Here is a 25,211-nt window from a genome sequence, read left to right as displayed (position 1 = left end):
TCTCCAGTTCGCTCGCTCCCTGCCGCCGCCCCAGCTCGCCACAGTAACTCATGGTTGCTGTTAAATACCCACATGGCGAATATGAGCGTTGGCCAGTGTATGTCGGGGTAATAAATATCACCGGTCGGCGTCGGCGAGGACCTGGAACCGGTCGACCGAGGTCGGCGGCTGTCTCGTCGAACCCACCATTTACTACCCTCGGTTCGGTACGTCATCCCAATGTCACGGACCGTGATCACTCCCGAGGACGGCGTCGTCTACGAGTTCACCCCGGACCTCGAGCCCATCGAAACCGTCGAGTCCGGCGCGAGCCTCACCGTCGAGACGGTCGACAGCTTAGAGGGTGCAGTCCAGTCCGAGGACGACCTGCTCGCGACGGTTCCCGAGGAGGTCAACGCAGCGACGGGGCCGATCGGGGTCGAGGGGGCCGAGCCGGGCGCCGTCCTGGCCGTCGAGGTCGAGGAGATTCGCCTCACCGAAGCGACCGGCCGCGTGATCACGATCGAGGGCTTCGGCCTGCTCGACGGCCACGAGGGGATCGACGCGCCCCGGACCGAGATGACGCCCGTCGACGGCGAAGCCATCCGATTCCGCGACCTCGAGGTACCCGTCTCGCCAGTGATCGGGACGATCGGGGTCGCCCCCGCCGAGGACGCCTACACCACGCTCGTCCCCCACGACCACGGCGGCAACCTCGACACGACCGACATCACCGCCGGGAACACCGTTTACTTCCCCGTCTTCCAGGACGGCGCGATGCTCGCGATGGGCGACTGCAAGGCCGCGATGGCCGACGGCGAGATGTGCGGCACCGGCTCGGAGATCGCCACCGAGATCGACCTCTCCCTCGAGTTGCTCGAGGAGCCGGCGATCGACCTCGAGCGCCCGCTGATCGAGACGGCCGACGCCTGGAAGACCGTGGCGAGCGCGGAGACGCTCGAGGAGGCCTGCGAGCTGGCTAACCGCGACGCCATCGGGCTGCTGGCGGCCGAACACGACTTCGATACGACGCAGGCGTACCTGTTCTCGAGTCTCGTCGGCGGCCTCGAGATCAGCCAGGTGGTCGATCCGCTGGTCACCGTGCGAAACGCGGTGCCGAAGGCGTACCTCTCGAGTCCGCTTTGAGCGTCGCTTCGAATCGCTTTTGAAATTTCACACGACGACACTGGAGACGCCGTTTCTGCCGTCTGCGAGTCGTCTGGTGTGGAGGTGGCGACCGTCAGCGATCCATCGGATGCTGGGAGAAGAACTCGGACAGGGCCTCGGCGCTGCCCGTCGGGTTGATCTCGAGCATGCAGTGGGTCGCATCCGGGACGACGGCGCGCTCGGCGTGCGGGAGCCACGACTGCACCGTTTCGTGGATCTCTTTGAACGGAGCTGCGGTGTCGGCCGCCGTCACGTTTAACACAGGTGCGTCGATCTGGGCCGCGTCCGCTTCAGTGAACTCCCAGGCGTCCATCGCGGGAGCGTCGTACTGAAAGAGCGTGTCCGAATCGTCGACCCACCGCTCGAACCAGCCGGCCGGCAGCGTCCGATCGAAGGCCGCGGCGTACTCTCGACCGCAGATGCCTTGGAAGAACGTGTCGAGCCCCGCGGCCATCTCCCCGTCTTCCAACAGGGGCGCCGCCGTCGTCTTCCACTCGTGGTATTCCGGCGACTCGTCGAGCACCTGGGGTACTGCGGGTTCCATCAGGGCGAGGGTCTGCACGGCGTCGGGGAAGTCGACGGCGAACTGCAGGACGATTATCCCGCCGTAGGACAGGCCAGCTACGTGGGCCCGATCGATCCCCACATGTTGCATGACCGCGTGACAGTCTGCTGCCTGTTCTTCGATGCTGAGTGGGAGGCCGGTACTCGCACTGTCACCCCAGCCGCGGCGATGATAGTGAATGAGCCGGTAGCGCTCGGCGAGCGCGGGTTCCTGGAGGACGGCGAAGCACTCGTCCCCGCCGCCGCCGTGGACGAACACGACGGGCTCGCCCGAGCCGCTGTCGTACACCTCCAGTTCGGCCCCGTCGACGTCGAGGGGTTCCATCTCCGGCAGTTCGGCGCGATCGCTTCCGGATGAACCTTCGTTCAGCCGTTTCGCATCCGTCTCGAACTGATCGCTGGCGTTTGTCATAGGGTAGGCTCTCCCCGGCCCCATCCATGTGAAAATCACACATAGAGTCACCTCGTGACGAACCTGCAGGGACTGACCGAGACTCATCCAGTGAGCGCGCACGTCCACGCTTTGAGGGCACTGAGCATCGGTTCATCCGAATTAGCCAGGCATCGTCCGCGCTCAGTCGCTCGTCTCCGGCGTCGCTTCCCGAACCCGTCGTGGGACGACCCTTCGGTCCGGAAGTTCCGGATTCGGCTCTCGACCGAGCGTGAGGAGGCGCTCGGTGCGCGTGAGCTCTGCCGCCGTCGGGCTCGATTTTTCGATTGCCTCGAACTCGACCGCCACGCCGTCCGGATCTGGAGCGATACGGACGACGCACAGCTGGTACGACGGGTAGAAGACGGCCGGGAGCACGCCAGTGACGACGTTCCGTCGATGGAGCCGTTTCAGCCACGTCCCGGTGTTGACGAGCAACCTGTCCTCGACCGCCGTCACCCCCGGTCGGTGGGTGTGGCCGTAGCAGAAAATCGCCGTCTCCGGCCGGTCGGCGAACACCTCGCGGGCGGCCTCCACGTACGGTTCGTCGGGGTCGACCGTGAGATCGGTCTCTCGAATGCCGAACCGGTCGACGGTCTCGCCGACGTCGCGGACGATGAGGGAGGTCGGGATTCCCACGAGGATCAGCAGGCCGGCGACCGCCGCGTTGACGACGAGAAGGAAATGGACGGCCTCGCCGACCAGACCCAGTCGATCGAGGAGCGCGTCCACCACGTCGACCGGCATGGTCCAGACGCCGGCCACGTCGAGCCCCGCCAGCACGGCGAGGACGAGGCTGACGTTGAGGAGGAGCAAAAACGGGATCGATGCATACCGCAAGACGGGGTTCATCTCGCGGTAGAAGTACTTCGAGAGGAGCCAGCGAGGCACCCGTTCGGTCGGCGTGATCGCCTGGACGTCCTTCAACCAGTTGTACCGCCCCCGATCGGACAGCTTCCCCGCCCGGCTCGTCACCTGGGTGTTGTAGAAGTACCCCATCGGCGTCTCGTACGGGTTGCCGAAGTCCTCGAACCGGTTGTTAGAATCTCGCTGGTGGCCGTGTTCGAACCAGATCGTTCGGTCACCGACCGGGCGCGTGATCGATTCGGCCTGGACGAGGTCGACGTTGTACTCGGCTAACCGATCGACGTACTCCTCGTACGCGGCGAGCTCGTGGTCGTGGTTACCCGGCAGGAGGGTGATCGGCAGCGACTCGCCAGTCGCGCGCAACTGCTCGAACAGGTCGGGATAGCGCTCGAGCAAGGCGTCGAACTTCGCCAGTCCCTCGAGTTCGGTGAACTCCCACAGTCCGAACGCGTCGCCGTTGACGATCAACTCCGCGTCCTCGTCGATCGACTCGAGACGCTCGAGAAACGCGAGTAGCTCCTCGAGGAAGCCGACGTCGCCGAGTTGGTCGTCGCCGCCGATGTGGAGGTCGCTGATCACGTAGTAGACCGGGCCGTCGGCATCGTCGGCCATAGCGCTAGCCTTCGCCACCGACACGCATAATGCTCTCCTCACCCCTCGTCGAGGGCTCACGCCGCTCAGCGCCTTTATACGACTCTGCCGTGTCGTATCCACACATGGGATACGTAGTCAAGATCCCCAAACTCGGGCTCGAGATGGATTCGGGGACGGTCACGGCCTGGTTCGTCGAGGAGGGCGAGGCGGTCGAGGCGGGCGACGTGATCGCGGAGATCGAATCCGAGAAGACCACCGGAAAGGTGGAAGCCCGGGAGAACGGGGTGTTGCGACGCCGGCTTCTCGAGGAGGGCGAGTCCGCCGAGCCGGGCGCGCCGATGGGGATCGTCGCCGAGGCGGACGCAGACATTTCCGATCTCGAGGCGTCGCTCGAGGGCGAGGTGCCGGACGCTGAGGCGGCGACCGAGGCAGCTGCAGGCGTCGAAGCTCCGACGCCGGACGCCGAGGCGACGACGGAGGCGGCGGCCTCGAGCGAAGACGTGAAGGCGTCACCGCGAGCCCGCAAACGTGCCGACGAACTCGGCGTCGACCTCGCGTCGGTCGACGGAACGGGGCCGCAGGGATCGATCACGGAGGAAGACGTCGAGGCCGCGGCCGAGACAGAGGGTGAGACGATCGAAGACGTGAAGGCGTCACCGCGAGCCCGCAAGCGCGCCGACGAGCTCGGTGTCGACCTCGCGTCGGTCGACGGGACGGGACCAAAGGGGTCGATCACGGAAGCGGACGTCGAGGCCGCGGCCGAGGACAGAATCGAGGGCATCGAGGAACGCCCCCTCGACGGCATGCGACGGACGATCGCCTCTCGGCTGGGCCAGAGCTATCGCGAGGCGGTCCACGTCACCGAACACCGGGTGGCGGACGCCGAGGCGCTGCGGGCCGCCGCGAAGGCCGCGGCCGCCGTCCACGACGAGTCGGTCACGGTCACCGACGTGCTGCTGGCCGCCATCTCGGCGGCGCTCGAGGACCATCCCGCGTTCAACGCGACGTTCGAGGAGGACGTCCACCGCCTCCACGGCGAGCACAACCTCTGTGTCGCCGTCGACGTCGAGGACGGGCTCCTCGCGCCGGTGATCCGCGGCGTCGACGACCTCGAGATCGACGAACTGGCGAGAAAGCGCGCGACGATGACCGACCGGGCGCTCTCGGGGCAGTACACGATGGACGACCTGCGTGGCGGGACGTTCACGATCTCGAACCTCGGCCTGCTCGGCGTCGAGTCGTTCGACCCCGTGATCAACCCGCCCCAGGTCGCCATTCTGGGCGTCAACGCCCTCGACGAACGGCCCGTCGCCCGGAACGGCGAGGTCGTCGTTCGGCGGACGCTCCCGCTTTCCCTCTCGTTCGACCACCGGCTCGTCGACGGCGCCGACGCCGCACGCTTCCTCGAGACGCTCGTCGGCCACCTCGAGGAACCCTGGCCGCTGCTCGAGGGCGTGACGCCCGCGGACGTCCCGTCCGACGTGCACTGGCGCGACGATGGAGCCGCTGCGGCCGTCGCAGAACTCCCGGAGCGCGACGTGACGGCGCACGTCCGGCCGGACCTCTCGGGGAGCGTCGCCGCCGGGAGCGCCGAGTGGCCCTTCGACGTCACGCCCGAGTGGGGCGGCGGCCGCGCGCCGACGCCCGTGGACTACTTCCTCGGCGCCCTCTCGGCCTGCCTCGCCGCCAGCATCGGCATTCAGGCGGACATGCGCGACGTCGACTTCAGCGGGATCGACGTCGGAGTCGTCGGGGCGCCCGCAGACGGAAACGAGTCCGTCGAGGCGATCACGATCGACGTCCGTCTCGACGTCGAAGACGACGTCGACGACGACGCGCTCGAGCGGATCGTCGCCGGCGGCGAGCGGACCTGCCACGTCGCGGAGCTGTTGCGTGAGGACCTCGAGATGAATCTCGCCTGGTCGCGGACGTAGGATGCGAGCCGATCGAGGAGCGTTCACCACCTGCAACTCGTTCAGTCACCGAGCACCCGTCACTGGTTGCATCCATGGCTTTGGCGGACGTACCGACTGACGGGCTGGCGAACCCCAGAGCGGACGCCGAGTGTGCGTTCGTCCGACGTTCGCCGGAGGAACCTATCATGTCAGTGAAAAACGGCGTAGACGTACAGCAGCTGGGCGACGCGATCGACGCGATCACGGAGAACCCGGACGTCGGTCAGTTCCGGTTTTTCGCCGAAACCGAGTGGACCGACGGGCTGAAGTGCGTAACCTCGATCGACGAGTTCGACCAGGCCGGGGAGCGAATTCGAACGGAGGAGTTCCGCGTCGAGGGCGACGAACCGGAGCAGATCCTCGGCGAGCGAACCGCACCGAACGCCGTCGAACTGCTGCTCGCGGCGCTCGGATCGTGTCTGAGCGTCGGTTACGCGGCACACGCCGCGGCGATGGACATCGAGCTCGACGACCTCCGGTTCGAACTGGAAGGCGACGTCGATCTCCGGGGCTTCCTCGGAATCGACGAGGACACCCGCCCCGGCTACAACGAGGTGACGTGCACCACGCACCTCGAGACGGACGCCTCCGAGGACCAACTCGACGAACTCAAAGAACGGGTCGAGGCGACCTCCCCGCTGATCGATATCGTCGCGAACGAGGTTCCGGTGAAAACCGAACTGGCCGTGGAGCGGTCCTCGTAAGCGGGTCACTCGACGACCCCGAGCGATCAGTCGAACACGTCGCTCACCAGCCGTTTCTCGGCCTTCCGCAGGTGTTCGCCGACCGTGCTGGGGGCACAGTCGAGGACGTCGGCGATCTCCTCGTGGCTCGTCTCGCTCGGCTGCTCGTAGTAGCCCAGTTCGTGGGCGACGGCGAGGACCTCCCGCTGACGGTCGGTCAGTGAGCGCCCGCGGTGGACGCCGTCGCGGTAGGTACCGATCTCGAGGACGGTGATCTCGAGAGACGGTGGAAGCGACTCGACGGCCCGCGAGAGATCCGACCCCGTCCCGACGACGGTGAGCTCGACGCCGTCGGCGCGAAACGTCGCGGGGAGCACCACCACGAGGCTGTCCCGGGTGAACCGCTCTCGGATCTCGGCGATCCCCGGCGGGGCTCGAAACCGGACGTAGGCGTAGACGACGCCCGACTCGACGCTCGAGAGCTCCCACGAGCGGACGTCGGGGTCGGCCTCGAGCACCTCCCGGACGGTCTCGGCCGGGGCCTCGATCGAGAGCGTGTACGTCGGCGTGTCGGTGTCTGCGACCCCACCCGCCAGCAGGTAGATCGCCCCGACGCCGTCGGTCGCGGCGAGCGTCGTGACCGGCGTCTCGACGGACGGTAGTTCGATTCGGAGCCTGGCGTACTCCATCTCGTCGCGACCGATTTCGTCGGGATAGAAGTTAAATCGCCGGTCCAGACCGGCAGCAGAACCAGTCGTGGCTCGGGCGTACGTGGAGACATGGCTGGGAACGTTCCAACCACGGATCGACTCCCCCTGCTCGGCAGCGCGCTCGAGGTTCGACGCGACCCGTTTCGGTTCATGGAGGAGGCGCCGAAGACCCACGGTCCGGTGTTCCGCGTCTCGATCCCCGGGCTCTCGTTCGTCTGTTACGCCGACGCCGACCTGGTCGAACGGGCGCTGGTCGATCGATCGGACCGATACCGAAAGGACCCCCGCGAACGCGACGTCCTCGGGGAACTGCTCGGGGACGGCCTGCTCACGTCCCACGGCGACACCTGGGAACGGGGGCGCGAGCACGTCCAGCCCGCGTTCTACCCGGGGCGACTCGAGGCGTACGCACAGGTCATGCTCGAGCGGAGCCGGCGGCTGGTCGAGGGCTGGACGGACGGTGAACGGATCGACGTCCACGAGGCGGCGACCCGGCTCACGCTCTCGATCGTCGCGAAGACGATGTTCGGCGTCGACGACGTCGAGGAGACGGGGGTGATCGCCGGCGCCGCGACGGCCATCGCGCGGCGGTTCGAGCCCTCGAGCGTGCCGATGGAGCTCCCGCTGTGGGTGCCGACGCCGGCAAACCGGCGGTACCGGCGCGCGATCGGCGAACTCGACGACGTCGTCGGGGCGATCCTCCGCCGGCGACGGTCCGGAGACGCGAGCGACGGCGATCGACCCGACCTGTGTTCGGCGCTGCTGTCGGCCGGGGAGGCCGGATCAATCACCGATCGCGAGGTCCGCGATCACCTCGTGACCATGCTGCTGGCCGGCCACGAGACGACCGCGATCGCCCTGACGTACACGCTTGGACTCCTCGCGACCCACCCCGACGAACTGGATCGGGTAGTGGCGGAGGTTCGCGAGCCGGCCGAGCTCACGCCGGGGACGGCCCTGCCACACACCGACCGCGCGATCAGCGAGGCGCTCCGGCTCTACCCGCCGGCGTACATGCTCCACCGGCGAACGGTCGAGCCCGATACGGTCGCCGGCTACGAGGTGCCCGCGGACACCCGCGTCGTCCTCCCCCAGTGGTCGATCCACCGCAGCGACCGCTACTACGACGACCCGCTCGCGTTCCGACCCGAGCGGTTCGAACCCGAGCGACGCGAGGACCGACCGGCGTTCGCCTACTTCCCGTTCGGCGGCGGGGAGCGCCAGTGTATCGGCCGCCGGTTCGCGCTGCTCGAGCTTCGACTCGCCGTCGCGACGATCCTTCGGTCGGTCCGACTCGAGGCGACGCCCGAGACGGAGTTGACGCCGACGCCCGCGCTCACGTGTCGTCCCGACGGCCCCGTGTGGCTACGCGTTGGTCGGTGATCGAGAGGCACGTTGATCCGAATCTTGATTATCCAGTCAGTAGAACCGACAGTCGCACACGACGAAGTGTGCACACGGAGGAACCGTCCCGTCCAAAGCACAGTTCCTCCGTGATAACTCCCCGAGTGGGGGCAGGGGAACGTTCGCCCAGGGTGTACGTGAAGTACCACGGGTCGGGTGACCCGTGGCGTCCGTGTCTACCCTGTAGTCGGGGCAACGGTCTTTAATTCCTCTCGCGCTTGACTCTGCGAGTCTCGCGCCGACTTTCCGTGTCGGTAAACACCCGAAGCGAAAACTGCTCCGTGAGAGTCGGCCTCTTCACACAGGCCCGATGCCGTCCGTCTCACCTTCCGAACACTTGGAAGGGTTTCGAGAGACGGCACATTCTCATTCTGCTCGTGGAACCATTCTTGCGCCACACAAACCGCTGCTTTCCGGTCAGCGTGGTCTTGGAAGTCGCACTCCATACATTTGAACCGCTTCCAACGCCGATTCGCTCGCTCGGTGTGCAAGCATTCCGTTCGCGGACAGCGTTGACTCGTGTACGCCGGGTCAACATCGTCTGAGGGGATTCCACCCCAAGCGGCTTTGTACGTCACCATATCTCGGAGTGCGGCGAACGGCAAGGAGTGCAAGCGCCGGTTCATTCGCGTGCCGTAATCGATTGAGTCTCGCATGTCTTTGAGGTCTTCAAAGACGATTACCGGTTCGTTGAATTGCGAAACCCATCGTGTTACGTCGCGCGATACTTTATGGAGTTGGTCGTGAACGAAGTCTTGTTCTTCGGTTTGGACCACGTTCTCGAACGCGGATTGTCCGACTTTCTGCATCCGCTTCCGTTTGGTGAAAAACTCGTGGCGAACTCGTTTGATGTCGGGGTACTCGATGACGACTGAATCGAGTACGTCACCAGTAGCTCTATTCAGCGCGGTGAGTGCCACGCAGTCCTCGTTAATGTCCACACCAACTACTGTCTCTGCGTAGTCTGGAGACGCTACGGTGCGTGTCTTGTGGGTGACTGTGACGTGTACTCGCCATTCGTCGTGTTTATACACGAGTTCAGCTACGCCCACTCTCCACGAGTCAGAGTTAAGAGCGTTCTTGACTCGTTCGAGGTGGTTGGGACTACCGCGAAGTACGCCTTTGACGTGGTTGTACGGTTTGTAACTGACTCTGAAGCGAACATCTCCCGAATCATCTACAGTGAGGGCGTATCCTTCGTTGTGATTCATCCGCATTGGATACGTCTCGTCAATGTAGGGAAACGGTCGGCCCCACTCGTTGTCTTTGTGGTCGTGGTACGTCTCTATCTCACCCAGTGCTTTCTGGACGAGGAGTTGAGTCGTGTTTTTCACGAGGTTGGCGTTATCCACTACGGTGTCGTGGATGTCGTCCCAGTCCCATCCCTCACGGTCGAGGCGGTTGACTTCGTTGCGAACTCGTCGGGCTTCGAGACACCCTTCGTACAAGTTGTCAGGACTACCCGTTTGGATGGTTAATCCAAAAGAAAGCGTCTGGGTCAGTCCTGCATCTTGCATCGTCAATAAATTGTCGTGAATCGTTGTAAGTGTAGTGATTTGTCGGCATTCACCCACGGGTCAGGTGACCCGTGGTACTCTGCCTTGACCGCTGATAGACTTTGAGTATCCCACGACGTTCCCTCGCCACGCCGGGGGGTGGCAAGTCAGAGAAACACATGTGTCTGGAAATCCGACTCGAGTGTGACTGTGGAGAACGACTATCGCACAGCGACGCCGAGAACGAGTCGAACGGCCACGTCGTCTGTCCGAGCTGTGAATCGGTGTACGCTGTGACCGTTACGCAACTGTTCTAACGGGGCCGAGACCGGTCCGCGGCGACGACGTTCGCGTCGGCCGCCGCCTCGAAGACGGCCTCGACGTCCACGATCCGCGGCCCTTCGTCGCGGACCTCGAACGTGACCGTCGCGTTCGAGACCTCCCGTTCGCGCTCGCCGTCGGCGGTGATGACGCCCCGCTCGACCTCGAACGGGAAGGAGTCGCCGGCCTCGAGCCGTCGCCCCTCGTCGACCCCGAGTTCGGAGACGACGCCAGGGACCGTTATCGCCCGGACCCGACGGTCGCACTCGCCCGGGGGCCGAACCGGAGGCCGACGCCGCCGGGGTCGTCCGGCCGGGTCGGGAGGAGGCCGCCGGCGACGCCCGAGAGACTGCTCTCTGCCGGGAACGCCCGCGAGACGGCGGCGCCGACGAACTCGCTCGCGTCGAGGATCGCCCGGGTGCCGATGAACGGCCGGTCGAGGATCCCCATCGTCGCCAGTCCGGTCATCGTCTCCGTTTATGCACCCGACCCGATCGTCGCCCGGACCGTCCCGTGGCGGACGGTCGTCTCGGTCGGATCGACCGCCCCCGTGGCGAGCAGCGCCGCCGCGGCCCCGGCGACCGTGTCGTCGGCCGTTCCCGTCACCGGCTGCTCAAGCACGCCCACAGGACGCTCGGGCTCGTCCTCGAGCGCCGACGCGAGCCGCTGGCCGATCGAGGCCCGGTCGGGCATCACGAGCGCCTCGACGGGATCGGCGGCGAGTTCGGGGCCCGCGAGGACGCACTCGCCGGTCCGGCGCTTCGCGTAGTTGTCGCTGACGCTCGCGCCGCCGTCCGGGTTGACGACGAGTCCGACGGTCGGGCCGTCGGTTCCCGTTCCCATCAACCGACGTCGCGTCGATGGGAACGGGAGTGCGGTGGCGGACCGACTCGAGTACGGACCGGTGTCCTTTTGCTCGCCCCGACTGGTCGTTCAGACATGACCGAGAACGCGGAGGAGGCGACCGACGAGTCGGAGGGACTCACCTACGCCGAGACGGGCGTGGACATCGAGGCCAGCGAGGACGCCACAGCAGCACTGCTCGAGGCGTTCGGCAGCGGCCTCACGACGGAGTACGCCGGGCTGCTCGACATCGGCGATCGCTACCTCGCATTGGCGACCGACGGCGTCGGGACCAAACTCCTCGTCGCCGAGGCGATTTCGGACTTCTCGACGATCGGCATCGACTGCATCGCGATGAACGTCAACGACCTCGTCGCCGCCGGCGTCACTCCGGTCGCGTTCGTCGACTACCTCGCGATCGACGAACCCGACGACGACCTCACTGCCGAGATCGGCGAGGGGCTGGCCGTGGGACTCGAGCAGGCCGACCTCACGCTCCTCGGCGGAGAGACGGCGGTCATGCCCGAGGTCATCAACGGCTTCGACCTGGCGGGGACCTGTGCGGGACTCGCCGAGAAAGACGAGTTGATCGACGGCGAGGCCGAAGTCGGCGACGCCCTCGTCGGCGTCCCCTCGAACGGCATCCACTCGAACGGACTGACGCTGGCCCGCGAGGCCGCGACGCAAAATCACGAGTACACCGATCCGTTCCCGCTCAACCCCGAGCGCACGATCGGCGAGGAACTGCTCGCGCCGACGCGGATCTACACGGCCCTGCTCGAGCCGATGCGCGACCACGGCGTTCACGCCGCGGCCCACGTCACGGGCGGCGGCTTCACGAACCTGCTCCGGATGGGCGAGCGCCACTACGTGATCGACGATCCGCTGCCAGCCCACCCGATCTTCGAGTTTATCCAGGAGGAGGGGAACGTCTCCGACGAGGAGATGCACCGGACGTTCAACATGGGCACCGGCTTCGTGGTCGCCCTCCCCGCCGACCGGGCCGAGGCGTTCGCCACCGACGTCGACGGGCAGGTGATCGGCCGCGTCGAGGAGGGTGACTCGGTCGAGATTCGCGGGCTCTCGCTGTCCTGACGGTGCCCGCCTACCGGTCCGGCATCGTCGAGTAGCCGGTCCGGCGTCGCATGTCCGCCCGCTCCGACGGCGGCGGCGCCATCGTCGAGTACATCGTCGGCGGCCCCGAGGCGGTGTCGCCGGAGTCGAACGCGTCCAACATCGATTCGTCGTCTTCGTCCGCCGATTCGTCGGTCTCGTCTCCCGCGTCCTCGTCTTCGCCGGCCGTCTCCTCTTCCTCCCCGACCGCCCCCTCGTCTTCACCTTCGCCCTCGTCGGCCGTCGCCGCCTCGAGCCGATCTCGGACGTCCCGGACGTCGTCCCCGAACCCCTCGAGCGCGTCACCGACCGTCGAGCGGAGCTCCGACTCGAGACCGTCGTCGTCGGATTCGTCCGCCGATTCGTCTTCCGACTCGACGTCCGTCTCGGCATCGGTCTCGTCTCCCGCCGCTTCGTCTTCCGCCCGCTCGTCGGCGTCCTCGGCCGTTTCCGCGTCGGCCCCGGTTCGGTCGCCGTCACCTCGATCCGCCGCCTCGTCGCGGGACTCGACGACGTCCCGGAGCGACTCGAGCGCCGCCTCGAGGTCCTGGCCGTCGTGGTCGGCCTCGGCCACACGGGCGAGTTTCAGGAGGACCCGGAGGTCGGCGACGTGCTCCGGATCGCCGCCCGCGATCGCTTCGGGGATCGTCCCCGACTCGCTCCCGTCCGGCAGCTCTGCGAGGCCGAGCGCCTCGAGCAGCTCACGAGAATCCGTCGTCGAGAGCAGTGCCCTGGCGTCTTCGGCCGCCTCCGGAATGCCGTCCGCCGCTTCCAGTGCGTCGTAGCCGTCTCCTTCGGACGTCTCCTCGAGCGGCGGCAGCGAGTCGACGCCACGGTCGGCTGCCTCGAGCAGTTCGGTCACGCGGTCGTGGAGTTTCTCGGTCATGGTCACCTCGAGCTCACGTCGCCTCGCCCGTCGACACCTGCTCGACGATTCGATCGGTCATCTCCTCGCGGCTGAGATTCGCCTTCACGCCCACGTCCTTGGCCACCGACTGCAGGTCGCGGTAGGACATCAGTTCGAGGAAGTCCTCGAGTGTCTCCCGGCGGAGTTCCTCGAGTTCTTCGACTTCCACGTCACCGGCTCCGTTCCCGGCGTCGACCGCCTCGACGTCCGGTTCTTCGTCGGCTTCGGCTTCCGGTTCCTCGTCCTCCTCGGGTGCAGCCTCGTCTTCCTCGGCTTCCACCGCATCCTCGTCCTCGTCCTCGCCTTCGGACACCTCCGCGCCCTCCTCGTCCTCGAGCGGTTCGGACGGAATCGCGTCGGCCAGCCGGTCGCCGACTCCGCCCTCGTCCCCGACCGACCGGAGCAGGGAGACGAGCGAATCGCGACCGTCGAGGTCGGCGAGTCCGGTCACCACCGCGCCGGCCGTCGCCGTCTTCACGTCGTCGCCGATCTCGCGAAGGTCCTTCCCCCGTTCGATCCCCTCTGAGACGGTCTCGTGGACTTCCCGACCGATCGTCTCTCCCAGCTGTCGGCCGACGGAGGCGCCGAACTCGCGACCGACGGCCGCCCCGATCGCCTGCGCGTCGAGCTGGTCCTCGAGACTGCCGTCTCCGAGCAACTCCTCGACGTCGAGCTGGTCGTTCACCGCCTCGACGACGGTCCCGGACAGACCGGCGTCGTCGCTCACGCGCCCCACCTCGAGCCGTCGAGCCGATCGGCGTTCGGGAGTCCGACCATCGTGTCACCCCGAACCGTCGGCTTCGTCGTCGGCCGTCTCTTCGCTCTCGCCGTTCCCCCCGTCGCTCGATTCAGTCTCCTCCTCCTCGCTCGAGTCGCCGTCGTCGGTTTCCTCGGCCGCCGCGTCCTCGGCTTCCTCCTCGTCGGCTTCGTCGCCTTCGTCCTCGTCCGTTTCGGCCTCCTCCGCGTCGGCCTCGTCTTCGGCGTCCTCCTCCGCTTCTTCCTCCGCTTCCTCCTCGTCGGCTTCGTCGCCGAAGAGCTCCTCGATCAGCAGATCGCCGACCGTCTGCCCGATTGCCTCGCCGATCGCCCGACCGACGACCTCGCCGACGATGCCGCCGATCGTCGCCCCGAGGTGGCCGTCGTCCTCGAACTTGCCTTCCCACTGGGTGCCCTCGAGTAGCTCGTCGACGTCGACGTTGTCGGCGATCTCCTCGTAGTCGATCCGCTGGACGAGCGACTCCTCGCTCATGACTGGGCCTCCGCTTGCGCGCCGGCTTCCTCGGGCAGGGCCTCGTCCACGCCCGGGACGTCCTCCGGCTCCTTCTCGGTTCGCTCGAGTAACACCTCGAGCGTCGTTCGCACGATCTGCGCGATCACCTGCTCGAGCGGGAGGGCCGCGAGCAGGCGCGTCACCCCGCTGCGGATCCAGCCGCCGATCGAGGGGAGGTACCCCCCACTGTCGTCGTCGGCGTCTGCGTCCGCGTCATCCTCGGCGTCTGCACCGCCGCCGACGAACGGCACGACGGTCGTCAGCGCCGTCTTGACGCTCCCCAGGACGCGATTGAGGGTGCCGCTGATGCCGCTCCCGAGACTACTCAGAAGCGACCCGGGCCCGCTGTCGAGCAGGCCGGACACCGCCGACAGCAGGTTGCCGAGGAGCCGATTCGATCCCGGACGCGCCGACACGTCTAGGACGACCTCGTTCAGGTCAACCTCAAGCCCCAGAACGTTGAGAAACAGCCCCTCGAGGTCGAGGTGGACAAGTTCGGATTCTTCGGCTTCCGCTTCTTCACCTTCAGCTTCGATCTCCTCCTCACTTTCGTCTGCTTCCTCGGCCTCTTCGCCTTCAGTTTCGACCGCTTCTTCTTCTTTTTCTGCTTCCTCGGCCTCAGCTTCATCTTCTTCTGCTTCCTCGGCCTCAGCTTCATCTTCTTCTGCTTCCTCGGCCTCAGCTTCATCTTCTTCTGCTTCCTCGGCCTCAGCTTCATCTTCTTCTGCTTCCGTTTCGTCACTCGCTGCTTCCTCCGATTCGTTCTCGTTGCCACCTTCGTCGTCCTCGCCGCCGTCGGTAACAAGTTGTTGCGAGGTTGTCGATCCCTCGCCGAACGGGTCGTCACGACGTTCCACTCGGCCGGAATCGACACGTTCGTCGTCGGTGCGATCGTTCGATCTCGATCCCATGTGCTAAAACCACTCGAGCATAGGACGTACGCCTGTGTGGCCGTTGGGCTTGCGTGTGCTACACTCACGGTCGTTCGACTGCCGACCCTCAAGAGCGGCTATTTGACGGGCACGTGCTCGAGTCGGTAGCCGTCCCCAGTTTCGAGGGGGGAGACGGCGTCGACGGCGTAGAGCCGAAGCTGGCGCTCCATCTTCGTCACGACGGGGACGTCGTAGTGTTCGGCCGTATAGCGGAGCTCCTTCCCGCGCTCTCGGCGTCGAGCCACGAATTCCCGATGATCCGTGAGTCTCGTGTCGGCGATCCGGTTCGAGAGCGCCTCGAGTTCCGCGACGCGGTCGTCGAACACCGAAACGAACTCCTCGGTGAGTTCACAGCCCACCGAGTTCCGGCCGGCGCACATCGCCGCGAGCGTGGTCGTCCCGGTCCCCCAGAACGGGTCGAGCACGGTGTCGCCGTACACTGAGTACATGCAGGTGAGCCGGTAGGGAATCTCGAGCGGGTACGCCGCCGAGCGTTCCCGGAGATCGTCTCCCTCGAGCGCCTGGAGTTCGCCCTGCACGTCGGTCCAGACGTCCGTGAACCAGCGGTTGCGCTCCTCCCAGAAGTACGCCGCCTCGTACCGGCAGTCCGCGCCGGCCTCGAACTGCCGAGACGTCCCGCCGTTGCGAAAGACGAGGATGTACTCGTGCTCTAAAGTGACGTAGGCGTTCGGCGGGATCATCCCGCTGCCCATGAACTTCGCGGCGCTGTTGGCGGGTTTGCGCCAGAGGACGTCCGGCAGCGGGTCGAAGCCCCGGCGCTCGAACGCGTCGACGATCCGGGCGTGGTTCGGGTAGACGCGGAAGCTCCCGCCGACGCTCCGTGTCGCGTCGCCCACGTTGATACAGGCGATGCCGCCATCGACGAGGACCCGGGCGACCTCGTCCCAGACGCGATCGAGCTGGGCGTGCATCGCCTCGAACGCCGTCCGTCCGTCGCCGGCCTCGAGCGCGTCGCCGACGGCGGGATCGAGCTCGACGAAGAGGTTGTCCCACAGGTCGATCATCGGGTACGGCGGCGACGTGACGACGAGTTCGACCGAGTCGTCGGCGACCGCCTCAAGCTCCCTCGAGTCGCCGACGATGACGCGGTGGGACGTCTCCATGGCTCCACAGTGTCGGCGTCGGCCCCTTAGCTCCTTCGTCACCGGCTCGCCGCGCTCGCGTCGATCCGGACCCGGACGTGATCACGGGTCGTCCAGGGGGGCCACCAGCCGGTGACGGGACGGCTCGAAGCCGAGTTTGTCGTAGAAGCCGAAGGCACGGTCGTTGTCGGCGTCGACCTCGAGGGTGAGCGCCGCACACCCCAGTTCGCGTGCCCGGTCCCCGGCCCGATCGATCAGCTCGCGGGCGAGACCGGTGGCGCGGTACGGCTCGCGAACGTAGACGTCACCGACGAGCAGTTCGTCGGGGCCGTCGAAGACGGGCGGCGATTCGTCGACCTCGATCGTGACGAAGCCGGCGAATTCGCCGTCGCCGTCGATCGCAATCCAGATCTCGTGACGCTCCGAGTCGAGCTGGTCGAGCCGGAACTCGACCTCCAGTGCGACGAGGTCGACGTCCTCGGCGAGCGAGTGGCGGTCGACGACCGCCTCGAGTTCGCGGTGGTAGGGGAGCCAGAGCGCTTCGACGTAGCGGCGAACGGCGCGCTCCTCGGCAGGGAGCGGACGGATGTCCATAGCTGTCCCCGCTGAGGAGCTACCGGATAATAGATGCCGGTGATCATGACGAAGGCGGATCGAACCGGGATCCGGATCGTCCGTCGCCACGCGGGGTGTGCGGACGACGCGTCACGTCCCGGACGCGATCACTCGCTCAGCCACCAGCCGTAGATCTTCGCGAGTTCCTCGCCGTCGGCCGTCTTCTTGCTCTGACCGTAGGTCTTGCCCTCGAGGACCTGGCGTTCGACCGCGTTCAGCGCGAGCGAGAACGCGTGGCGGTCGCCGTAGCCCTCGCCGGAGGCGACGAACAGCCCCTTGTCCGTGTAGAGCCGAATCCGGGCGAGCACCAGCGCCATCCCGCGCAGGGTCTCGTCGTGTTCGTGGAAGTGGACCTTCGCCTCGAGAACCCGCATGTCGCGGTACTTCCGGGCGGCGTTCTCGATGCGCTGGGCGATCTCCTCGCGGGTCAGCTCCTCCATCAGGTCGACGCCGAACACCTGGACGGGGAGGTGCCCTTCGTCGGTCCAGGTGAGCGACTCGAGCAGGTCGGTCTTGGTGACGATCCCTTCGAGCGCGCCGTCGTCGTCGACGACGACCGCCGAGGAGGCCCCGAACTCGAACATCCCCTCGAGCACGTCGTTGAGGTCGGCGTCGGCGGTCGTCGTCCCGACCGCGTCGACCATCACGTTTCGGACCGGGAGCTCGAGCATGGCCTCGCTCTCGCCCTCCCGGGCGCCGAGGCCGCCGTGGTGGCCGCCCGTGCTCGCGTCCATGTCCTCGCTGGGGTCGCCACCCTGGGAGCGCTGGAGCTCTCGGGTGACGAACTCGAGGACGTCGTAGAGGCTGACGATGCCGACGACGTTCTCGCCGTCCTCGGCGGCGACGACGGGAAGGTGCTCGATGCGTTCGGTGCGGAACGTCGCGAGCGCCTTCCCGAGGCTGGTCTCGGGGTCGACCGAGACGACGTCCGTGCTGGCGACGTCCGCCGCCGAGAGCACCGACAGGTACGACTGGACGTGCTCGAGGAGGTCGTCGGCCCTGACGACGCCGGTCAGGTCGTCGCCCTCGAGGACGGGGAGGATGCGGGTGTCACCGCCGACCATGAGCCGGGCGGCCTCGCGGAGGTCCTCGTGGCGGTCGATCGTCGGAACGGGACGGACGAGCGACTTCGCCTTCCGCTGAGACGGCTGGTGCGAGGAGAGGACGTCACGTCGGGTGACGATCCCGTCGAACTCGCCATCGCTCGTGATCAGCAGCGCTTTTCGGTCGGTGTCCTCGAACGCGCTGCGGAGCTTCGAGACCGGCGTGGCGTCGTCGACCGTCTCGAACCCCTCGTCGATGACCTCGGTGACTTTCATGTGAGATCGTTGGCGGTCGCAGGTTAATTCCCTTTGGGGTCGTTCCCACGTCGTGGGGGAATCGTCGTCGCTTCCCCGGAGACCGCTCGCGGCTTCGATCTCGAGTTCGTAGCCGACGATCGACAGCTGCCGGGCGCCGATCGGCGTCACGTCGGGGGACCACGCGTTCGCCTCGAGCAGTTCGCCGAGGTCCGTCCACCGGTCGGTGGGGAGTTCCTCGAGTTCGCCGAACGCGAGGACGCTTCGCCACCGCGACCGAGACTCGACGTCGTAGACGGCGAGACAGGCCGTCTCCGTCGCCTCGGCGAAGGCGAGCTTTCGACTGTCGGCGCCGAACTGCCAGAACGAGAAGACGGCACGGCCGGTCTCGTAGCCGAACGAAATCGGAACGGCGTAGGCGTGGCCACCGTCGGCGAGCGAGAGCACGCCCGTCCCCTGCTCGGTGAGGAAGGCGTCGATCTCGGCGTCGGTCATCTCGGCACCGCGGAGGTCCTCGAGGTCCGTCGATCCCGTCATGGCGGCCGCTTCGGGGGCCTGGACATAGGACTTTTCGGCTTTCGAACCGGTCGGGTTGGGAGACGACCCCGTTCGAGCCGATCGACGCCCGTCGCCGCGGACGGGAGGCTCGAGGCGTGTTCGGGAACCGTCGCGATCGTTGATAGTATGTGATAAATTCTCACCAGGAGTTTACAACCGAGGGGCGAGACGTAGCTCCTGTGTCGAGGACAGACGCGTCCGCGCGGCCCGACGCCGAGCCGTCGACGACCGATAACTGGCACGCCAGAGAGGTCGAGGACGTCTACGAGGAACTCGACGCCTCGGCGGACGGGCTCGAGACGGACGACGCACGCGCGCGCCTCGAGCGCGACGGCCCGAACGAGATCGAAGCCGAGGAGGGAATTTCGCCGCTTTCGATCTTCATCGACCAGTACAAGCCCGCGCTCATCTGGGTGCTGATCGTGGCCGCGGTGGTGATGGCCGCCGTCGGCCACACGATCGACGCCGGCGTCATCGCGGGCGTGGTCGTGTTCATCACCGTATTCGGCTTTCTCCAGGACTACCGCGCCGAGCAGAGCATTCAGGCGCTCAAAGAGATGTCGACGACCTACGCGCTCGTCAGGCGCGACGGCGAGAAGACGGAGATCGACGCCAGAACGGTCGTTCCCGGCGACGTCATTTTCGTCGAGTCGGGTGACATCGTTCCCGCCGACGCCCGGATCATCGAAGAGTCGAACCTGCGAACCGACGAGGCAGCCCTGACGGGCGAGAGTGTCGGCGTCTCGAAGGACGTCGGCGTCGTCGACGCGGAGACGTCGCTGGCCGAGCGGACGAACATGCTCTACAAGGACACGGTCGTCGAGCGCGGCTCCGGCACCGCGATCGTCGTTGAGACCGGCCCCGAAAGCGAGATCGGCCAGATCGCGACCGCGCTCGAGGAAGCCGAAGAGCGTGACACCCCGTTCCAGGCGGAGATGGACCGCCTCGGCAAGCTCATCGCGCTGGGTGTGATCGGCATCGTCTCGGTGATCGCGCTCACCGAGTACGTCGTCGGCGACACGCCGGCGCTGCAGGTCTTTCTGACGGCGGTCGGCATCGCCGTCTCCGCCGTTCCCGAGGGCCTGCCCGCGGTCGTCACGCTCTCGCTCGCGCTCGGCGCGCGGCGGATGGCCGAGAAGAACGCGCTGGTACGCCGGCTGCCGATCGTCGAGGCGCTGGGCTCGGTTGACGTCATCTGCACCGACAAGACCGGGACGCTCACCGAAGAGGAGATGACCGTCACGCGCGTGTTCGCCAACCGCGAGAGCTACGAGGTGACCGGCACCGGCTACGAAACCGACGGCGAGTTCCTCGCCGACGGCGAGCCGGTCGACGACGATCGCGTGGCCGAACTGCTGCGCTGTGGGATGCTGTGTAACAACGTCGACATCGGGACGCGTGAACGAGACGACGAGGATGAAAGCGGCGAGGCCGAGCGGACCTACCTCGGCGACCCCACCGAGATCGCGCTGTTCGTCGCCGCGCAGAAAGGTGGCTTCGACCACGAGGAACTCGACGAGGCGTACCCCCGGATCGGCGAGGTCGACTTTACCTCCGACCGAAAGCGGATGACGACGCTCCACGAGACGCCCGACGGCGACCGGGTCGCGTACATGAAAGGCGCGCCCGAGGTCGTCGTCGAGCGCTGTGACCGGGAGCTCGTCGACGGCGAGATCAGCGAGCTGACCGACGAACGCCGCGAGGAGATCTACGCCCAGAACGAGTCGTTCGCCGAGAACGCCCTCCGGGTGATGGGCTTCGCCTACCGGCCCGACGCGCCCGACGAAGCGACCGAGGAGCTCGAAGAAGAGATGGTGTTCATCGGCCTTCAGGGGATGCTCGACCCGCCCCGTCCCGAGGTTCCAGGGGCGATCGAGGCCTGCCACCGCGCCGGCATCGACGTCGTCATGATCACCGGCGACAACGCCGTCACCGCCCGGGCGATCGGCCGCGAGGTCGGCATCGACTCGCCGCGGGTGGTGACGGGACCCGAACTCGAGGAGATGAGCGACGAGGAGCTCGCCGACGTCGTCGAGGAGGTGGACGTCTTCGCCCGCACCTCGCCCGAACACAAGACGCGGATCCTCCAGATGCTCCAGGCGAAAGGACACACGGTGGCGATGACCGGCGACGGGGTGAACGACGCGCCCGCCGTAAAGAACGCCGACGTCGGCGTCGCGATGGGGATTCGCGGGACCGACGTCACCGAACAGGCCTCGGACATCGTCTTACTCGACGACAACTTCGCCACGATCCGCGACGCGGTTCACGGCGGCCGGCGGATCTTCGACAACGTCCGCAAGTTCGTCAACTACCTCCTGTCGGGGAACGGTGGCGAGGTGACGATGATCTTCACGGGGACGATGGCCGGCCTCGGGCTCGTCATCACGCCGATTCAGATCCTCTGGATCAACGTCGTCACCGACGGCATCCCCGCGCTCACGATGGGCGTCGATCCCGCAGCCGAGGACGTCATGGACCGCGATCCACGACCACCCGGGGAGGGCGTGATCACGAAACGGATCGTGGCCTCCATCGTCGGCATCGCGATCTTCATGACGATTTGCCTGCTCCCGCTGTTCACCCTCAACTTCTACGGCGAGGTGCTCCCGGGGTACGACGTCACGGGCGCGGTACTCGGCTGGGAACCCGCCTACGAGCCGAGCCGGGAGCTCGCCCAGACGATGGTGTTCACGGGATTCGTCGTCTTCGAGATCGTCCGTATTCAGGCGATCCGGTTCCGATACGGCCTCGGTCTCTTCTCGAATCCGTGGCTCGTGACCGCCGTCGCCGTCGCGGTCACGCTCCAGCTGCTCGTGCTCTACACGCCGACGGGCCAGCTGCTGTTCGACGTCGAACCGCTCGAGGTCGTCCACTGGGCCCAGATCGGCGTCGCCGCGGTCGCGTTCGCCCTGCTGATGGCGATCTTCGTGAAGGTGCAGGATCGGTACTTCGACCGGTACTGATCTATACCGAGAGAACCGGCTGGCTCGCGTACGCGAGGACGTACTCGGCGGCGTGCTCGAGCACGTCCGGCGAGGTGTCGTCCGGCTCTCGCGGGAGCACGATGAAGTCGGCGCCGATGGATTCGGCGGCGTCGAGGACGACGCTTCCGGGGTGGCGGGTCTTGCGCGTCTCCGAGAAGCCCTGGGTCATCGAGGTCGATAGCGGGACGTCCGCCTCGGTCGTGACGGCCTCGACGTCGCCGAGGAACTCCCGGGCGGTTTCGGCGACGTCGTTCTCGTCGACGGTCCCCGCGTTCATTCCTTTGACGACGCCGCGTCCGAGGACGTACAGCGCGTGGACCGACGCGTCGTAGCGCTCGGCGACGGCGACGGCGTACTCGACTGCGGTGGCGGACTCCTCGCTCCCGTCGACCGGCGCGAGAACCATGTCGACCGTAAACGGCTCGCTGACGTCCATGTTCGGTGGTGTGTGCGCAGTCGTCAAAAAAGCACCTCCCGAGACGCGACCGACGGGCCGAACTTTCGGGGGTGTTTATGCCGTCTCGCGCGCAACCTCCGGCCATGTTCGATACGGTCGTCGTCGCAACTGACGGTTCGAAGAGCGTTAGCCGGGCCGTCGACGTCGGCCTCGACCTCGCCTCCCGATTCGACGCCGACGTGCACGCGCTCTCGGTCGTCGACGCCGGCGAAGTCGACGCCTCACCCGAACAGCTCCGCGACGAACTCGAGGTCGCCCTCGAGACCAACGCCGAGAGCGCCCTGGCAACGGTCCGGGAGCGAACCGGCGCGGGGATCACGACCGCGGTGCGTGAGGGGCACCCTGCCCCCGAGATCTGTGCGTACGCCCGCGAGGTCGACGCCGACCTCGTCGTCACCGGCACCCGGGGTCGCCACGGCGAGAACCGGCTCTTACTGGGCAGCGTCGCCGAAAAAGTGGTCCGAACCGCTCCCGTCCCGGTGCTGACCGTCCGGCAACTCGAGATCGGCGAGCAGACGGCCGCCGGCGCGTAGTCACTCGTCGGTGAGTGAAACGGTTCGTTCCGCGTCGCTCGAGCGATAGATCGCGTCGATGATTCGCTGGACGGCCAGCGCGTGCTCGACGCTCTCGCCGACGTCGCGGCCGGCCACGATGGCGTCGAAGAAGGCCCGCTGTTCGTCCGAGTGGGTGTCGTTCTGGCGGGTCGTCACCGTCGTGTCCTCGAGGTGGTCGGATCCACCCGTCCCGGCGGCGTGGATCGTGAGGTCGTTCTCGAGCAGGTCGAAGCGGGCAGCGGCCTCGGTGCCGTGGACGACGAACTCGTGGTTCGATGGGCGGTTAGTCGCCCAGGCGACCTCGAGCGAGATCGACCGGTTGCCGGCACAGCGGACGAACGCGCTCGCGGAGTCGTCGACGTCGAACCCTTCCGGCCCGGCGTCCTCGCCCCACATCTCGAGGTAGGCGTAGTTCTCGCGAGGGCCGAACTCAGAGCGCGTGACGCCGGCGACCTCGAGGACGTCGGGATACTCGAGTAAGTAGAGCGCGAGGTCGATCGCGTGGACGCCCAGGTCGATGAGGGCGCCGCCGCCGGCGATCGCCCGGCGGGTGAACCACGAGCCGCGGCCGGGGACGCCTCGCCGGCGGACGTAGTTGGCCTCGAGGTGCGTTACGCGGCCGAGGTCACCACGCTGGATCCGGTTCCTGACGATTCGGACGGCGTTGGAAAAGCGGTTGTTGAAGCCGACCATGCAGGTGGCGTCCGACGCCGCCGCCGCGGCAGCGATCCGTTCGGCGCTCTCGAGGTCGTGGGCGAGCGGTTTCTCGAGCAGGACGTGGAGGTCGCGGTCGAAGGCGTCGACGGCGTACTCCTCGTGGAACCGGTTCGGCGTCGTGACGATGACGGCGTCGACGTCGTCGTACAGCTCGTCGTGGTCGTCGTAGACGTCGACGCCGTACCGTCTGGCGAAGGAGCGTCGGGCGTCGTCGGCGACGTCCATGCCACCGACCAGCTCCACGCCGAGGTCGAGGAGGCGTTCGGCGTGGTACTGGCCGATATTTCCGAGGCCAACGATGCCGGTTCTGACGTCGGTTCGATCTCTCGTCATCTGGCGTAGCGAGGTGTCGTGGCGGTGGTCTCGAGGCGGTTCGGCGGGGTGACGTGACGGTCGGAGTGAATACGTCGATCCTACGGGCTCGAGGGGCTTCGTTCCATCGGCGAACGCGGCTCGCTGGCGGGGCGAAAACGGGTTCGAACGGCTCGTCTAGCTATCCGCCTCGGTCTGGGTCCGCCCAGTGTCCGGTTCGGTTCGCTCGAGGTCGACGAGTCCGTGGACGAGGGCGTCGCCGGATTCGGTATCGAACAGGTGGACGTTCGACCGGTCGAGCACGACGTCGACGGACTGGTCGGCCTCGAGGTCGGTGTCGGAGGTGACGCTCATCAACAGCTGGTCGGGCGAGGTCGTCACGTCCTCGTCCATCGTCCGCGTCTCGTCCTCGGCGAGCATGAGGTAGACGAAGATCTCGTCGCCCATCGGCTCGATCACGTCGGTCCGGGCGTCGATCAGGTCGGTCGGATCGGCGAGCGTGTCGGCGAACTCCGCCAGGTGAACGTCCTCGGGGCGGACCCCGAGGGTGACCGCGTCACCCACGCTCGCGCCGGGAATCACGTCAGGCTCGAGCGCGACGTCGAAGTTCTTCGTCTCTAAGCCGTCCTCGACGACCTCGCCCTCGACGAAGTTCATCGACGGCGAACCGATGAAGCCCGCGACGAACAGGTTGGTCGGCTCGTTGTAGCACGTAAGCGGCGGGGCGATCTGCTGGAGCTTCCCCTTGTTCAACACCGCGATCCGGTTCGACATCGTCATCGCCTCGGCCTGGTCGTGCGTGACGTAGATGATCGTCGTCCCGAGCTCGCGGTGGAGCCGCTGGAGCTCGGTTCGCATGTGGACGCGCAGCTTCGCGTCCAGATTCGCCAGCGGCTCGTCCATCAGGAAGACGTCCGGGTCGCGGACGATCGCCCTGGCGATCGCCACCCGCTGGCGTTGGCCGCCCGAGAGCTCGTCCGGCATCCGCTCGAGCATTCCCTCGAGCTGGACGATCTCGGCCGCTCGCTCGACGCGACGCCTGACTTCCTCGTCGTCGTACTTGCGCAGCCGGAGGCCGAAGGAGATGTTCTCGTAGACGTCCATGTGCGGGAACAGCGCGATGTTCTGGAAGACCATCGCGACGCCTCTGTCCTTGGGGGCGAGGGTGGTGACGTCGTCGTCGCCGATGTACACCTGCCCATCGCTCGGCTTCGTCAGCCCCGCGACGGTCTCCATCGTGGTCGACTTGCCACACCCCGAGGGACCGACGAAGGTGACGAACTCGCCGTCCTCGACCTCGAGGCTCACGTCGTCGACCGCGGTAATGTCTTCGTAGCGTTTCGTGACGTTCTCGAGTCGTACTCGTGCCATTGGT

Annotated in this window: 23 protein-coding genes; 7 read left to right on the top strand and 16 right to left on the bottom strand. The window is 66.7% G+C overall.

Annotation, left to right across the window (positions count from 1 at the left end; all coding sequences use genetic code 11):
• The first annotated feature begins 219 nt into the window (after nucleotides 1–219).
• On the top strand, nucleotides 220–1,125 hold the full coding sequence (locus NMQ09_RS14500; RefSeq protein ID WP_255191294.1) for an acetamidase/formamidase family protein: 906 nt from the start codon (nucleotides 220–222) through the stop codon (nucleotides 1,123–1,125).
• Between the two features lie 94 nt (nucleotides 1,126–1,219).
• Here NMQ09_RS14500 and NMQ09_RS14495 read toward each other — a convergent pair whose 3' ends face one another.
• Entirely contained in the window at nucleotides 1,220–2,122 is a 903-nt protein-coding gene (locus NMQ09_RS14495; RefSeq protein WP_255191293.1) for an alpha/beta fold hydrolase, read from the bottom strand.
• 162 nt (nucleotides 2,123–2,284) lie between these two features.
• Nucleotides 2,285–3,619 (bottom strand): metallophosphoesterase, encoded by a 1,335-nt coding sequence (locus tag NMQ09_RS14490; RefSeq protein ID WP_255191292.1) that lies wholly within the window; start codon nucleotides 3,617–3,619, stop codon nucleotides 2,285–2,287.
• Between the two features lie 104 nt (nucleotides 3,620–3,723).
• On the opposite strand from NMQ09_RS14490, the gene NMQ09_RS14485 reads away from it, so the two are divergent.
• Both NMQ09_RS14485 and NMQ09_RS14480 read left to right on the top strand, forming a co-directional pair.
• Nucleotides 3,724–5,535, top strand: coding sequence for a 2-oxo acid dehydrogenase subunit E2 (locus NMQ09_RS14485; RefSeq protein ID WP_255191291.1), 1,812 nt, complete (start codon nucleotides 3,724–3,726; stop codon nucleotides 5,533–5,535).
• A gap of 167 nt (nucleotides 5,536–5,702) precedes the next feature.
• Entirely contained in the window at nucleotides 5,703–6,260 is a 558-nt protein-coding gene (locus NMQ09_RS14480; RefSeq protein ID WP_255191290.1) for an OsmC family protein, read from the top strand.
• A gap of 26 nt (nucleotides 6,261–6,286) precedes the next feature.
• On the opposite strand, the gene NMQ09_RS14475 is transcribed toward NMQ09_RS14480, so the two are convergent.
• Nucleotides 6,287–6,928, bottom strand: coding sequence for a helix-turn-helix domain-containing protein (locus NMQ09_RS14475; RefSeq protein ID WP_255191289.1), 642 nt, complete (start codon nucleotides 6,926–6,928; stop codon nucleotides 6,287–6,289).
• Between the two features lie 90 nt (nucleotides 6,929–7,018).
• Here NMQ09_RS14475 and NMQ09_RS14470 point away from each other — a divergent pair, with 90 nt between their 5' ends.
• Nucleotides 7,019–8,332, top strand: coding sequence for a cytochrome P450 (locus NMQ09_RS14470; RefSeq protein WP_255191288.1), 1,314 nt, complete (start codon nucleotides 7,019–7,021; stop codon nucleotides 8,330–8,332).
• A 197-nt stretch (nucleotides 8,333–8,529) separates the two neighbouring features.
• Here the strand turns inward: NMQ09_RS14470 and NMQ09_RS14465 are convergent, their stop codons facing one another.
• From NMQ09_RS14465 to NMQ09_RS14455, 3 genes are all read right to left on the bottom strand, one after another.
• Nucleotides 8,530–9,870, bottom strand: a complete 1,341-nt coding sequence (locus NMQ09_RS14465) for a transposase (protein WP_255191287.1) — start codon at nucleotides 9,868–9,870, stop codon at nucleotides 8,530–8,532.
• A gap of 540 nt (nucleotides 9,871–10,410) precedes the next feature.
• The gene (locus tag NMQ09_RS14460) at nucleotides 10,411–10,638 is read right to left on the bottom strand and encodes a hypothetical protein (protein WP_255191286.1); all 228 of its coding nucleotides are present in this window, start codon (nucleotides 10,636–10,638) and stop codon (nucleotides 10,411–10,413) included.
• A gap of 9 nt (nucleotides 10,639–10,647) precedes the next feature.
• Nucleotides 10,648–11,013 carry a hypothetical protein gene (locus tag NMQ09_RS14455; protein ID WP_255191285.1) on the bottom strand — a complete coding sequence of 122 codons (366 nt, stop codon included), beginning with the start codon at nucleotides 11,011–11,013 and terminating at the stop codon, nucleotides 10,648–10,650.
• A 96-nt stretch (nucleotides 11,014–11,109) separates the two neighbouring features.
• Between NMQ09_RS14455 and purM the strand changes: the two genes are divergently transcribed.
• Nucleotides 11,110–12,108, top strand: a complete 999-nt coding sequence (gene purM, locus NMQ09_RS14450; protein WP_255191284.1) for a phosphoribosylformylglycinamidine cyclo-ligase — start codon at nucleotides 11,110–11,112, stop codon at nucleotides 12,106–12,108.
• 10 nt (nucleotides 12,109–12,118) lie between these two features.
• Here the strand turns inward: purM and NMQ09_RS14445 are convergent, their stop codons facing one another.
• The 7 genes from NMQ09_RS14445 to NMQ09_RS14415 all read right to left on the bottom strand — a co-directional run bounded on the left by NMQ09_RS14445 (nucleotide 12,119) and on the right by NMQ09_RS14415 (nucleotide 18,788).
• On the bottom strand, nucleotides 12,119–13,012 hold the full coding sequence (locus tag NMQ09_RS14445; protein ID WP_255191283.1) for a hypothetical protein: 894 nt from the start codon (nucleotides 13,010–13,012) through the stop codon (nucleotides 12,119–12,121).
• Nucleotides 13,013–13,025: 13 nt separating this feature from the next.
• Nucleotides 13,026–13,760: a hypothetical protein gene (locus tag NMQ09_RS14440; RefSeq protein ID WP_255191282.1), complete on the bottom strand. Its 735-nt coding sequence runs from the start codon at nucleotides 13,758–13,760 to the stop codon at nucleotides 13,026–13,028.
• A 54-nt stretch (nucleotides 13,761–13,814) separates the two neighbouring features.
• Nucleotides 13,815–14,282, bottom strand: a complete 468-nt coding sequence (locus NMQ09_RS14435; protein ID WP_255191281.1) for a hypothetical protein — start codon at nucleotides 14,280–14,282, stop codon at nucleotides 13,815–13,817.
• On the bottom strand, nucleotides 14,279–15,160 hold the full coding sequence (locus NMQ09_RS14430; protein WP_255191280.1) for a hypothetical protein: 882 nt from the start codon (nucleotides 15,158–15,160) through the stop codon (nucleotides 14,279–14,281). The genes NMQ09_RS14435 and NMQ09_RS14430 overlap by 4 nt, the downstream gene beginning before the upstream one ends.
• Nucleotides 15,161–15,312: 152 nt before the next feature.
• A complete protein-coding gene (locus NMQ09_RS14425; protein ID WP_255191279.1) occupies nucleotides 15,313–16,359 on the bottom strand; it encodes a DNA-methyltransferase in 1,047 nt (348 codons plus the stop codon).
• An 81-nt stretch (nucleotides 16,360–16,440) separates the two neighbouring features.
• Nucleotides 16,441–16,932, bottom strand: a complete 492-nt coding sequence (locus NMQ09_RS14420; RefSeq protein WP_255191278.1) for a GNAT family N-acetyltransferase — start codon at nucleotides 16,930–16,932, stop codon at nucleotides 16,441–16,443.
• A 128-nt stretch (nucleotides 16,933–17,060) separates the two neighbouring features.
• On the bottom strand, nucleotides 17,061–18,788 hold the full coding sequence (locus NMQ09_RS14415; RefSeq protein WP_255191277.1) for a CBS domain-containing protein: 1,728 nt from the start codon (nucleotides 18,786–18,788) through the stop codon (nucleotides 17,061–17,063).
• 200 nt (nucleotides 18,789–18,988) lie between these two features.
• Here NMQ09_RS14415 and NMQ09_RS14410 point away from each other — a divergent pair, with 200 nt between their 5' ends.
• Nucleotides 18,989–21,775, top strand: a complete 2,787-nt coding sequence (locus NMQ09_RS14410) for a cation-translocating P-type ATPase (protein ID WP_255191276.1) — start codon at nucleotides 18,989–18,991, stop codon at nucleotides 21,773–21,775.
• A gap of 1 nt (nucleotide 21,776) precedes the next feature.
• Here NMQ09_RS14410 and NMQ09_RS14405 read toward each other — a convergent pair whose 3' ends face one another.
• Nucleotides 21,777–22,232: a universal stress protein gene (locus NMQ09_RS14405; protein WP_255191275.1), complete on the bottom strand. Its 456-nt coding sequence runs from the start codon at nucleotides 22,230–22,232 to the stop codon at nucleotides 21,777–21,779.
• Between the two features lie 104 nt (nucleotides 22,233–22,336).
• Here NMQ09_RS14405 and NMQ09_RS14400 point away from each other — a divergent pair, with 104 nt between their 5' ends.
• A complete protein-coding gene (locus tag NMQ09_RS14400; RefSeq protein ID WP_255191274.1) occupies nucleotides 22,337–22,786 on the top strand; it encodes a universal stress protein in 450 nt (149 codons plus the stop codon).
• On the opposite strand, the gene NMQ09_RS14395 is transcribed toward NMQ09_RS14400, so the two are convergent.
• Both NMQ09_RS14395 and NMQ09_RS14390 read right to left on the bottom strand, forming a co-directional pair.
• Nucleotides 22,787–23,857 (bottom strand): Gfo/Idh/MocA family protein, encoded by a 1,071-nt coding sequence (locus NMQ09_RS14395; protein ID WP_255191273.1) that lies wholly within the window; start codon nucleotides 23,855–23,857, stop codon nucleotides 22,787–22,789.
• Nucleotides 23,858–24,013: 156 nt separating this feature from the next.
• Nucleotides 24,014–25,207, bottom strand: coding sequence for an ABC transporter ATP-binding protein (locus tag NMQ09_RS14390; RefSeq protein ID WP_255191272.1), 1,194 nt, complete (start codon nucleotides 25,205–25,207; stop codon nucleotides 24,014–24,016).
• Nucleotides 25,208–25,211 lie beyond the last annotated feature (4 nt).

This window comes from Natronobeatus ordinarius (genome assembly GCF_024362485.1).
GTDB lineage: Archaea > Halobacteriota > Halobacteria > Halobacteriales > Natrialbaceae > Natronobeatus > Natronobeatus ordinarius.
Note: the sequence above shows the minus strand (reverse complement) of the source record. Positions and strands in the feature narration are given on the sequence as shown.